General features: G+C 70.7%; 10 protein-coding genes. 6 read left to right on the top strand and 4 right to left on the bottom strand.

Going from position 1 to position 12,151, the window contains the following annotated elements; all coding sequences use genetic code 11:
- Positions 1-10: 10 nt before the first annotated feature.
- The 3 genes from IPG72_15700 to IPG72_15690 are packed head-to-tail and all read right to left on the bottom strand — an operon-like array spanning position 11 to position 2,561.
- Positions 11-349, bottom strand: a complete 339-nt coding sequence (locus tag IPG72_15700) for a hypothetical protein (GenBank protein ID MBK6770422.1) — start codon at positions 347-349, stop codon at positions 11-13.
- A 17-nt stretch (positions 350-366) separates the two neighbouring features.
- On the bottom strand, positions 367-900 hold the full coding sequence (locus IPG72_15695; GenBank protein MBK6770421.1) for a hypothetical protein: 534 nt from the start codon (positions 898-900) through the stop codon (positions 367-369).
- A gap of 26 nt (positions 901-926) precedes the next feature.
- Positions 927-2,561 carry a copper-translocating P-type ATPase gene (locus IPG72_15690; GenBank protein MBK6770420.1) on the bottom strand — a complete coding sequence of 545 codons (1,635 nt, stop codon included), beginning with the start codon at positions 2,559-2,561 and terminating at the stop codon, positions 927-929.
- Between the two features lie 318 nt (positions 2,562-2,879).
- Here IPG72_15690 and IPG72_15685 point away from each other — a divergent pair, with 318 nt between their 5' ends.
- A complete protein-coding gene (locus tag IPG72_15685) occupies positions 2,880-5,132 on the top strand; it encodes a multicopper oxidase family protein (GenBank protein ID MBK6770419.1) in 2,253 nt (750 codons plus the stop codon).
- A gap of 68 nt (positions 5,133-5,200) precedes the next feature.
- On the opposite strand, the gene IPG72_15680 is transcribed toward IPG72_15685, so the two are convergent.
- The gene (locus IPG72_15680) at positions 5,201-5,710 is read right to left on the bottom strand and encodes a hypothetical protein (protein MBK6770418.1); all 510 of its coding nucleotides are present in this window, start codon (positions 5,708-5,710) and stop codon (positions 5,201-5,203) included.
- A 298-nt stretch (positions 5,711-6,008) separates the two neighbouring features.
- Between IPG72_15680 and IPG72_15675 the strand changes: the two genes are divergently transcribed.
- From IPG72_15675 to IPG72_15655, 5 genes are read left to right on the top strand one after another with little or no spacing between them, the layout of a single operon-like run.
- Entirely contained in the window at positions 6,009-7,094 is a 1,086-nt protein-coding gene (locus IPG72_15675) for a sulfite exporter TauE/SafE family protein (protein ID MBK6770417.1), read from the top strand.
- The gene (locus tag IPG72_15670) at positions 7,091-7,618 is read left to right on the top strand and encodes a copper ion binding protein (GenBank protein MBK6770416.1); all 528 of its coding nucleotides are present in this window, start codon (positions 7,091-7,093) and stop codon (positions 7,616-7,618) included. The genes IPG72_15675 and IPG72_15670 overlap by 4 nt, the downstream gene beginning before the upstream one ends.
- A 12-nt stretch (positions 7,619-7,630) precedes the next feature.
- A complete protein-coding gene (locus IPG72_15665; GenBank protein ID MBK6770415.1) occupies positions 7,631-8,578 on the top strand; it encodes a hypothetical protein in 948 nt (315 codons plus the stop codon).
- A 21-nt stretch (positions 8,579-8,599) separates the two neighbouring features.
- A complete protein-coding gene (locus tag IPG72_15660) occupies positions 8,600-8,884 on the top strand; it encodes a metal-sensitive transcriptional regulator (protein ID MBK6770414.1) in 285 nt (94 codons plus the stop codon).
- A 28-nt stretch (positions 8,885-8,912) separates the two neighbouring features.
- Positions 8,913-11,981 (top strand): copper-translocating P-type ATPase, encoded by a 3,069-nt coding sequence (locus tag IPG72_15655; protein ID MBK6770413.1) that lies wholly within the window; start codon positions 8,913-8,915, stop codon positions 11,979-11,981.
- The last annotated feature ends 170 nt before the right edge of the window (positions 11,982-12,151 follow it).

The raw sequence follows: 12,151 nt of genomic DNA, 5'->3' as shown, positions 1-12,151 counted from the left end.
TGGGGTGACGTCAAGCGGGCGGCGTGAACGCCTGGAAGACGAGCGGGAACGTCAGCAGGACGCCGATGCCGATCAGCACGGCGGCGATCGTGGTCATGCGCCCGAAGTTGATGTCCTTGTCCCGCCACAGGAAGTGCAGGATCAGCCAACTCGCGAAGTAGGCGACGGTCGCTCCGATCACCTTGCCCGAGAGCGGACCCACGCCCGTGCTCAGCGTGAGCGCCGTCTTGAGAGCCGCACTGGCCTCGGCGCCGGTCGTCAGCAGGCCGAGCATCGCCGAGCCGATGCCGGCGGCAAGGATCGCGGCGGCCGCTGCGCCGTCCGTCATGGAATCGGTGGTCGCGGGCATGGGGGTTCCTCCTGCCATCACTTGAGGGGTGCGGACTTGGTGATCAAGGCGCCGAACAAGCCGGCCACTGCGGCCAGCGCGAACCCCGCCACGAACAGCGTGATCACGGCCTTGCGGATCCGGGGACGGGTGGACAGCCGGTCGCCATAGCGCCACACGATGAAGGCGACGGACGTCACCAGGAACGGCGCCATCCAGGCCACGTGCTCCTTCCATTCCATGCCGAACTCGTGCCACCCGGCCGTGGCTTCGCTGGCCAACAGGAACGATCGCGGGAACGCCGCCAGATCCGTGGTGCCCTCCGGCGGCTTGGCGCGGTACCACGGGTAGACGATCCAGGTGCCCGTGATCACCGTCAGCCACGCCACGACGGCCATGATGCTGACGCCCCAGTCCAGCCGCCGCAACCGGTCCCGCATGCCGGCCGCGGTGACGAACTCGGGCCGGAGGCTCCAGAGACCCGCCAGGCCGCCGGCAAACGCCAACAGGAACAGCGAGCCCAGGATCATGCCGTGAACCAGCGTCCAGAACTCCCGGGTGGTCAAGCTCATCGAGACCCTCCTTGTGATCGCCGTGACTACAGCCGAACACGCCGCAGCAACAGCGCATTGCTCACCACGGTGATCGAACTCGCCGACATTGCCAGCGCACCGAACTCCGGCCGCAGAATGATCCCGAAAGGGCGATAAAGCAATCCGGCCGCGATCGGGATCGCCACGACGTTGTAGATGGCGGCCCAGAACAGGTTCTGGCGCATCTTGCGCACCGTGGCCTTGGACAGTCGGATCGCGGCCAGAATGTCGGCTGGGTCGGAGTGCATGAGGACGATGTCGCCGGCCTCGACGGCCACGTCCGTCCCGGCGCCGATCGCGATGCCGAGGTCGGCTTGTGCCAGCGCCGGCGCGTCGTTCACGCCGTCGCCGACCATCGCCACGAACGTGCCCTCGGCCTGCAACCGCTCGACCTCGCCGGCCTTGTCCGCCGGGAGGACCTCGGCCAGGACGCGCGTGATGCCGACCTGGTGAGCGACCGCCTCGGCCGTGTGCTTGTTGTCGCCCGTCATCATGACGACGTCGATGCCGAGGTCCTGCAGACCCCGGACGGCTGAGCGCGCGGTCGGACGGATCGGATCGGCGGCGGCGACGACGCCGGCAGGTTGCCCGTCGACGGCGACGAGCATGAGCGTCTTGCCCTCCGCCAAGAGCCGGTCCGCCGCTTCACGCAGGCCGTCCAGTGGAATGCCGTTCTGTTCCAGGAGCCGCAGCGTGCCCACCAGCACGTCGCGACCGCCCACCCGTGCCCGCACGCCAAGGCCGGCGATCGACTCGAACGCTTCGATCTCGGTCGGCACGACGAGGCCGCGGCGCTCCGCCTCGTCCAGGATCGCCTTGGCCAGCGGGTGGCCGCTGCGCACCTCGGCGGCCGCCTCCAGCCTGAGCAGCTCATCCTCGCTGATGCCCTCCAACGCCACGACGTCCGTCACCCGCGGCCGCCCCTCGGTCAGCGTACCCGTCTTGTCGATGATGACGGCCTGGATGCGGGCCGCGAGTTCGAGCGACACCGCCTCCTTGAACAGGACGCCGCGCTTGGCGCCCATGTCGGTGGCCACCATCACGGCCGTCGGCGTCGCCAGCCCGAGCGCGTCGGGGCAGGCGATGACGATGGCCGAGACGGCGAACGTCAAGGCGAGCAGCAGCGGCTCACGGGCGACGAAGGTCCAGACCGCGAACGTGGCCAGGCCCGAGCCGACGGCCAGCAGCACGAGGTAGTGCGCCGCCCGATCGGCCAGCCGCTGGGCGGGCGCCTTCGAGTTCTGGGCGCGCTGGACCATCGCCACGATCTGCGCCAGCGCGGTCTCGCCGCCGACCTTCGTGGCCCGATAGCGCACCGAACCCGACTGGCCGATCGTGCCCGCGATCACCGCGTCGCCCGCGGCCTTGGCCACAGGCAGCGACTCGCCGGTGATCATCGACTCGTCGACGGCCGTCGCGCCGTCGAGGACCACCCCGTCGACGGCCACCTTGTCGCCCGGCCGCAGGACCAGGACGTCGCCGACCACGACATCGTCGACCGCCACCGTCGCGAGCTGGCCGCCGCGCTCGACGACCGCCTGCTGCGGCGCGAGGTCGAGCAGCGCGCGCACCGCGTCCGAGCTGCCCCGGCGAGCGCGCATCTCCATCCAGTGTCCGAACAGGAGGAAGATGGCCAGCATGACCGCGGCTTCGTAGAACGGCCGGGATGCCGAGGGCGAGCGCGATCCAGAAGCGGCGGCGCATGTCGGCTTCCATGGTGGCCGCCATGCGCGGATCGGACATGTCGTGGTGGGTGTGCGCTGCGGGCGGGCCGTGCCCAGCGGTCATGGCTGTCTCCACCGTCGGATGCGGCCGCGTGGTTGACAGTCGCGGCCGCGATTGGCTAGAGTTCGACCGTGTTAGTATCCCCCCCTGGGGGGAGGGGTCAAGCAAACCCCCAGCCGCGCGCATCGCGGTTGACGGACCCACGGAACGATTACCGCGAGGCCAACACCCTCATGTCCATGCATCCCGCCGCACCGGACGATCATCGCCCGCATCACGAACTTCGCCCGCGCCGCACTTGGCGTGCCCTTGGTGCGTTGGCGGCGACGTGCGCGACACTGGCGCTCGTCGGCTGCACGTCGCCGCGGACCGCAACCCCCGCGGCGTCCGTCGATCCCGCCCCGACCCGCGTCGTGGCCGCTGCCACCGGCACCCTCGGCCCGATCGTGTTCGACCCGAACCAGATGGCCGACTTCCCGTGCCACGGCATGGGCACGACGCTCATGGGCACGTGCACGGACGAGGACTTGGCGCTCCTGGCGGACATCGTTCGCGCCAAGGGCGGCAAGGGGGTCGTCGAGCTGCCGAAGAAGGGCGCCGGCGCGGCAGGCGCGTCGTCACCGGGTGGCACGGCACCCGCCGGCACGGATGCGACGTCGCCCGCCGGCATCCGCGACCTGGGCGACGGGATCACCTTCGACCCGAACGCGATGAAGGACGCCGCGTGCCACGCGATGTTCGGGATCATCATGGGCCGCTGCAACGAGGCGGACATCCAACGGCTGGCGGATGAGATCCGCGCGCAGGGTGGGGCGACGGGCGACGACGCGACGCGGACGGCCGACCGGTCGACGATCCTGCCGGGCAGCCAAGTACCCGGCATCGCCCGCGAGGCGCAGCTGCCGGTGACGACGTTCGACTTGGCCGACGGCGCCCGGCTTGCGATGGCCGCCACCGTCATCACGCGTACGATCGGCGGCCGCCCGTTCCCGGGCTACGGCTACAACGGCGAGGTCGGCGGGCCGATCCTGCGGGTGGCGCAGGGCAGCCAGGTGTCGGTCGACTTCACGAACCGCATCGACATGCCGACGACCGTCCATTGGCACGGCCTGCGCCACGCGAACAAGGACGACGGCGTGCCGGGCGTGACGCAGCCGGCCGTGCAGCCGGGCGGTGCGTACGGCTACACCCTCGCCTTCCCGGACCCGGGCGTCTACTGGTACCACCCGCACGTCCGCGAGGACATCCAACAGGACGGCGGGATGTACGGCATCATCGTCGTCACGCCGACCGACCCCGACTACTTCAATCCGGTCGACCGCGAAGAGGTCATCGTCCTCGACGACCTCCTGATCGAAGACGGCCGGCTCGTCCCGTTCGGCGGCCCGGAGGCCAGCTTCACCGTCATGGGCCGCTTCGGCAACACGATGCTCGTCAACGGCCGTGACGACTACCGCCTCGACGTCCGTCAGGGCGAGGTCGTGCGCTTCTTCGTCGTGAACACGGCCAACGTCCGGCCGTACAGCTTCGGTTTCGACGGCGCGCGGATGAAGCGCGTCGGCGGCGACCTCGGCAAGTTCACCGCGGACGTCTACATGGATCGCGTCCTGATCGCCCCGGCCGAGCGGGCGATCGTCGAGGTTCTGTTCGACCGATCAGGCACGGCGACGCTCGTGCACGAGACGCCGGATCGCACGTACGCGCTCGGAACGGTGGCGGTTGCGCCGGCGAGCGGGACGCTCGACTCCGTGGCCCGGCGCGCGTTCGATGCCGAGCGCGTGAACACGGACATCGTGATGGACATGCGCGACTACCTCGGGTTCGCGTTCGCCGAGCCGGACGTCGAGCTCGAGCTCGACATCGACATGCCGAGCCTGCTCACGGCGGCGACCGCGGGATCGGACGCCGCCGACGCGACCGACGATGGCGACGGCGAGGTGGACGTCGAGTCGGACGCGGACGGACACGGTGATGCCGACAACGGCGACGGCGACATCGGCGATGGCCACGGCGACGCCGGGCACAGCGTGGAGTGGGAGGACGACATGCTGGCGGCCAACCGCCAGTCCACGGCGGCCGAGACGCGCTGGGTGCTGCGCGATGCGGCCAGCGGCGCGGAGAACGAGGCGCTGGCCTACAGCTTCACCGTCGGCGACGTCGTCAAGATCCGGATCCGCAACCTGCCCGACAGCGTCCATCCGATGCAGCACCCGATCCACATCCACGGCCAGCGCTTCGTCGTCGTGGCCCGCAACGGGCAGCCGAACCGCGACCTCGTCTGGAAGGACACCGTCCTCGTGCCGATCGGCGAGACCGTCGACCTCGTGATGGACGTCACGAACCCCGGCGCCTGGATGGTCCATTGCCACATCGCCGAGCACCTCGAGACAGGGATGATGTTCCAGTTCAACGTGACGGCGGCGGACGGGACGATGCCTGAGGTGTACGGCGATCGGATGTCGCACGGAGGGGAAGGCGACCGGTAGTCGGCACCCGGGGCTCAAGCCCCGGGCTCGTTCGTGACAAAGCCCGCCTCGGCGGGCTAGAGGGCCGATCAGGGCTGCATCGTCGCCGCCGACCGCGCCGTGCGGATCTCGCCGGCCAGGCGATTGACGTCGTCCTCCGTGCACTGCCCCATGATCGTTTCCTCCATCGTGTGGCACGGGGAGTCCGCCATCTGAGCGGTGTTCACGACGATGGCGTTCTCGACGCGCAACCGTTCGATGTCCGCGTCGGTGCACTGCCCCATGATCGAGTGGTCCATCACGTGGCACGGCTGGTCGGCCATCGCGACATGGTCGACGACGTAGATGTCGCCCCCGGCCGCGCCGAGCGGATCGGGCGCCGCAGCGGCGGCGCTCGCGGGCTCGGTCGCGACGGCAGCGGGCACGGCGGCGGCGTCGGTCGCCCCGGCCGGCGCCGGCGCGGTGACGGGGGCGACGGCTGGCGGATCGGCGGGCGGATCGGCGGGCGCGGGGCCGCCGCAGGCGCTGAGCGCGGCAGCCAGGACGATCCCGGCGCCAATCGCGCCGGCGCGGATGTGGGCGATGATCGGGGTAGCCATGCTTGGTGGGAGCTCCTTCTGGTGGCGGGAGGGGATCGCCAGGCAGTGCGTCACCTGGTCAGACGAGCGTCGATGCCGTACCCCCTCCCCTGGGGGGTGCGGGCGAGTATAGTCAGGCTGTGTTCGGTCCGTCAACCGCAAGCCGTGGCGCGGCGACCCATTGTCGGACTGTAGGTTGACATGAGGGACACGCCTGCTGTCGCAGGTTGACGATGCCGCGATCGCGCCGCTATACTCGACCGTGACCCCCCCCAGGGGGGATCCCACCGCCACCGCACGCGATTCGGAGCGGCGAACGATGCCCGATCTCGACGGGTCCTCGAGCCTCTGGTTGTTCTTCCTGGCCGGCCTTTCGGTCGGCGGGTTGAGTTGCCTTGCGGTTCAGGGCGGCTTGCTCGTCGCGGCCGTCGCGCAGCAGGCGGTGGGGCGGCAAGTCGAGCGCCCGCCGGCGCTCGCGCTGGCGCTGCCGGCCATGCAGTTCCTGGTGGCGAAGACGGTGGCGTACGTTGCCCTCGGCGCCGTCCTCGGCTGGGTCGGCCAGGTGTTCAGCCCGCGCTTCCAGGGCTTCGTCCTCGTCGCCGTCGGCGTGCTCATGGCGCTGCTCGTCCTGCAGATGTTCGACGTCCACCCCGCGCTGCGCCGCCTTTCGCCGCGGCCGCCGAAGGCCGTCCAGCGGTTCATCGGCCAGCAGGCACGTGCGGGCGGCGCATGGTCGCCGGCGGTGCTGGGTGGGTTGACGGTGCTGATCCCGTGCAGCGTCACCCTCGCGGTCGAGCTCCTGGCGGCGCGGACGCAGTCGCCGGTGCGCGGTGCGCTCGTCCTCGGCGCGTTCACGCTCGGCACGGTGCCGCTGTTCCTGGCGCTGGCCCTTGGCGGCGCGTGGTTCGGCCGGTCGAGCCGGCGCTTGTTCAAGCCGGTGGCGGCCGCCGTCATCCTGGCCATCGCGATGCTGTCGGTGCGATCGGGCGCGCGGCTGCTGGGCTGGCGGATGGGCACGCTGGGCCCCGCGGGCGCCAACGTCGCCGCGCCGGCAGCCGCGCCGCCGCTGCCGGACGCGATCGCGACGTCGCCGGCATCCATCGGCCTGTCGCCGTCCGCCGCCAACCCAGCGACCACCGGCCACCAGGAGGCGCGCATCGACGTAACGACCTCCTACCAGCCGCAGCGACTGCAGGTCCGCGCCGGCATTCCGACATCGCTCAAGCTCGTGTCGAACGGGGCCAAGGGGTGCATCCGCGCCTTCACGGTCCCGGCTTACAACATCCTGGCCATGCTGCCGGAGACGGGCGAGACCGTCGTCGAGCTGCCGGCGGCCGAGCCGGGCGAGATCGCGTTCAGCTGCAGCATGGGGATGTACTACGGCTCGATCGAGGTGACGCCATGAAGATCTCGTTCAGGCAGCGCGCGGCCGAGCCTCCGCCCGGCTACGTCGCGCACCGCTTCGCCGTCCAGGACATGCACTGCGGCAACTGCGCGATGTCCGTCGACTGGGCCGTCGAGGCGCTCGACGGCGTGGCCGAGTCGACGACCTCGTACGCCAACGCCACGACGACCGTCCTCTACGATCCGACCCGACTGACCCTCGACGCGATCGCCGCGGCGATCGCCGGAGCCGGCTACCGTGCCGACCCGATGCCCACAGCCAACACAAGTCCCACACAGGCGACCCGAGCCCCACACAGGAGTGAAGTCCAGATGGAAACCGTGACCTTCGAAGTCCCCGCCATCAGCTGCGACCACTGCGTCGCCACGATCAAGCGCGTCGTCATCGCCGACGTGCCGGGCGTCACCGACGTCGCCGGCGACCCGGCGGCCAAGCGCGTCACGATCGCGTTCGATCCGCCGGCCACGGTCGAGCAGATCGTCGCGGCGATGATCGAGTGGGATTACCCACCGAACCAGCAGTAAGGAGCTCCCCACATGTCCCGTTCCGCCCTCACCCGGTCATCCGTCATCCTCACCACCCTGCTCATGGCCGGCGGTCTCATCGCCTGCCGCACGGGCGATAGCGGTACGCCCGTCGCCTCGGACGCCGCCGCGCCCGCCGCCGGCAACGTCCCGGTCGTGTCCGCTGCCGCGCAGCCGGTCGACGTCGAGGTCACCGTCGGCGAGTACGCGATCACGTCGACGCTCACGACGTTCCAGACCGGCGTGCCGTACCGCTTCGTCGTGACGAACAAGGGGCTGCTGGCCCACCAGTTCCGGATCATGCCGCGCGGCGACACAGCCGCGATGATCGCCCAGATCGGCGCCGGCCAGATGATGACGGGCTCGCATCAGCACCCCGGCGAGCTCGTGTCCGTGCTCGAGGACCGGTTGACCGTCGGTGCGACGATCGACCAGAACGCCGTGTTCCTCACCCCGGGCGATTTCGAGATGAGCTGCCATATCTCCGGCCACGCCGAGGCCGGCATGGTCATCCCGATCACGATCGAAGGCGATGCATTCGCCGGCGCGCCGGCGGCGGGCGAACACGCCGACGGACAGGTCGTTGTCGACACCTCCCAGATGGCCGACATGCCGTGCCACCGCATGGGCAACACGATCATGGGCCGCTGCACCGGCACGGACATCGAACGGCTGATGGCCGAGATGCGTGCGAACGGGATGCTGCAGATGCATGAGCAGATGCACGGGGAGGGCAGCATGATGGGCGGAATGATGGACCGGATGATGGGCTCGTCGATGCCGATGTCGGGCACGATGCCGATGAGCGGCACGATGCCGATGTCGGGGACGATGCCCATGAGCGGCACGATGCCCACGATGGGCGGCACGATGCCGATGACGCCGGGCGCGAATGCCGGCGACCACCGCCACATGCCGATCGACCCGGCCACCCCGACGCCCTTGTCGTCGACGCCCTGAGCGGCTGAGGAGGTCGATCGCATGAACCCCGCCAACAAGGCGTCCATCCAGCGCCGACTGAAGAGCATCGAGGGCCACGTGCGCGGCATCACGCGGATGGCCGACGAGGGTGCGTACTGCATCGACGTCATCCAGCAGGTGCGCGCCGTGCAGGCCGCGCTCGACCGCGTGACCGACCTCATCCTCGAGGATCATCTCAACAGCTGCCTGGTGACCGCCATCCGCGGCGAGGACCCGGATGCCCGCGAGCGCGTGCTGTCCGAGGTGCTCGACGTCTTCCAGGCCACACCGCGCCGGCGAGGCTGACGCCCCACCGCCGCAGATCGAGGTTCCCATGAGCGTACAGGCCGCCACAGGCGATGAACCACAGACCGACGAACAACTGAGCGACGCGCCGACCGGCGACATTACGCTGCCGATCGAGGGCATGACGTGCGCTTCGTGCGTGCGCACCGTCGAGAAGGCGCTGACCCGCGTACCGGGCGTGAACAGTGCGATGGTCAACCTGGCGACCGAGACGGCGCGCGTGACCTACGCGCCCGCGGACGTGACGCCCGATGCCCTCGTGAAGGCCGTCGAGCGCGTCGGCTACGGTTCGCGATTGCCGGAAGGCACCGCGCCGTCGGGCGCGATGGCGTCGCCGGCGGCGGGTGCGAGGGGTAGCGATGGACCTCGCGTCGTCGATGCTGGGGCCGAACGCACCGCCACGGCAGGCGACCCCCGCCCCGCTCACGTCGCAGCCCCGACCGCCGCCGCCCACCCCGCCGTCATCGCGGCACCGAACGACGTCGCGTCCACCGCCACGCCCGAGGAAGCACGGCAGCGGCGGGAGCGGCTGAAGGTTCTGCGCCGGATGATCGCCGCGCTCGGCGTCGGCACGCTGATCATGCTCGGCATGGCGCGCGAGATGCTCGGCGCCACGTGGTTGCCGGCCTGGCTGGCCGACCCGTGGCTGCAGCTGGCGCTGGCGACGCCGATCCAGTTCTGGGCCGGCTGGGGGTTCTACAAGAGCGCGTTCGGCGCGGCGCGCAACCGCACCGCCAACATGAACACGCTCGTCGCGCTCGGGACGACAGCGGCGTATGCCTACAGCGTGGCCGCCATCCTGGATCACGCGTTCGGCACCGGCATCCTGCCCGCCGCGGCCGGCCACGACATGCCGGAACTCTACTTCGATACCTCGACGATGGTCATCGGGCTAATCCTTCTCGGCAAGTACCTCGAAGCCCGGGCCAAGGGCCGGACGAGCGAGGCGATCCGCCGGCTCATCGGCCTCCAGCCCAAGACCGCGCGGATCGTCGAAGGCGGTGTCGAGCGCGACGTGCCGATCACGGCCGTGCGCCGCGGCGACGTCGTGCTCGTGCGCCCGGGCGAGCGGATCCCGGTCGACGGACGGGTGCTGGACGGCCGCTCGACGGTCGACGAGTCGATGCTCACCGGCGAGCCGATGCCGGTCGAGAAGGGTGCCGGCGACGAGGTGATCGGCGCCACCGTGAACAAGACCGGCGCGTTCCGCTTCGAGGCGACGCGCGTCGGGAGCGACACGGCGCTGGCGCAGATCGTCCGTCTGATCCAGGAGGCGCAAGGCTCCAGGGCGCCGATCCAGCGGCTGGCCGATGTCGTCAGCGCCTACTTTGTGCCGGCCGTCATCGTCTTGGCCCTCGTCACGGGCGCGGTCTGGCTGGCCGTCGGCCCGGCGCCGGCGTTCAGCTACGCGCTGAAGGCGTTCGTCACCGTCCTGATCATCGCCTGCCCGTGCGCCATGGGCCTGGCCACGCCGACGGCGATCATGGTCGGCACGGGCAAGGGCGCCGAGAACGGCATCCTGATCCGGTCCGCCGAGGCGCTCGAGACGGCGCATAAGCTGGACACGATCATCCTGGACAAGACCGGGACGCTCACGGCCGGCCGGCCGCGCGTGACGGACGTCGTGGCGCTCGACGGCGATGCGGGTCGCGTCCTGCGCCTGGCCGCGTCCGCCGAACGGGGCAGCGAGCACCCGCTGGGCGAGTCGATCGTCGAGCACGCCAAGGCGCAGGGCGAGACGCTCGGCGAGGCGACGGCGTTCGGGGCGATCCCGGGCCACGGCATCGAGGCCACGATCGACGGCGTGCGCGTGCTGCTGGGCAACGCGAAGCTCATGGCCGACCGCGCCGTCGCGCTCGGTTCGCTCGACGCGGCCGCGGAGCGCATGGCCGCCGACGGCAAGACGCCGATGTTCGTGGCGGCCGACGGGCGCGCGATCGGCCTCGTCGCCGTCGCCGACACGCTCAAGCCGGGCGCGGCGGAGGCGGTGGCCGGCCTGCGCCGCCTCGGCCTCGACGTCTGGATGATCACCGGCGACAACCGCCGGACCGCGGACGCGATCGCCCGCCAGGTCGGCATCGAGCACGTCCTGGCCGAGGTGCTGCCCGAGGGCAAGTCGGCCAAGGTGAAGGAGCTGCAGGCCCTCGGCCGGCGCGTCGGCATGGTCGGCGACGGGATCAACGACGCCCCGGCGCTCGCGCAGGCCGACGTCGGCCTCGCGATCGGGACGGGCACGGACGTGGCGATGGACTCGGCCGACATCACGCTGATGCGCGGCGATCTCGAGGGGATCGTCACCGCGATGCGCCTCTCGCGCGCCACGATGCGGAACATCAAGCAGAACCTTTTCTGGGCATTCGCCTACAACATCGCCCTCATCCCGGTGGCGATGGGAATCCTCTACCCGCTCTGGAAGCTTCTGCTCGACCCCAAGATGGCCGGCGCCGCGATGGCGCTCAGCTCGGTCACCGTCGTCTCGAACGCGCTGCGGCTGCGGCGCTTCGATCCGGAGCGGGGGAATGCGCTCCGTCGGCCGGCCGATCCGCACGGGGCGGGCTCACCGCCGCGGCCGTGGGTCGCGCGGGCCGGTGGCTGGCAGTTGGCGGTGCTCATCGGTGCGGTCGTCGTGGCCATCGGCGGTCTGCTGACCGTCTCGGCGTTTGCCGACAGCCGCTCGGCGGCGGATCGCGATACGTTGGCGCAACGACAGCCCATCCTTACCGCCGCGCACGTGGCGCAAGTCAAAGCGCGACTCGCGACTCTCCGCGAGGCGGTGCTCGCGGCGCTGGACACCGCCCTGCGCGAGGATGGCCGCTCTGGCGCCGCTACCCTGGCCACGTCGCGGCTGACCGCGGCGGACGCACAACTGGCTGCGCTGATGCCACGCGCGATGTCGACCGCGGCCGAATCGGAAGTCGACATCGCGGCCGTGTCGGCCGCGGCCGGCGCGATCGTCGACAATCTGCGCGGCGTCATCGAGTTCGCCGCGCAAGCACCGGAGGGTGATCGACTGTCGGCCGAGGCAACGCTGGCGATTTGGGACGTGATGTCCGAGGCGAGCCGTCTCAGGGGGCTGGCGTCCGTGCATGGGCGTTAGGCGGTAGGCGGAACCAGCGAGCTTCGCTCCGCCGTGCTGCCCAAGGCCCTCTCCCCCCGACCCCCTCCCCCAAGTCTGGGGGAGGGGGAGGATCACGGGTAGGACGATGCGGATGAACCCGAGCACGGCTCAGCGAGTGTGCTCGGCGGATCTTCAACCGCCACTCGACC

The sequence above is a fragment of the Candidatus Avedoeria danica genome, assembly GCA_016703025.1.
GTDB lineage: Bacteria > Chloroflexota > Anaerolineae > Epilineales > Epilineaceae > Avedoeria > Avedoeria danica.
The sequence above is the reverse complement of the archived record's forward strand: the minus strand, read 5'-3'. Positions and strand labels throughout refer to the sequence as shown.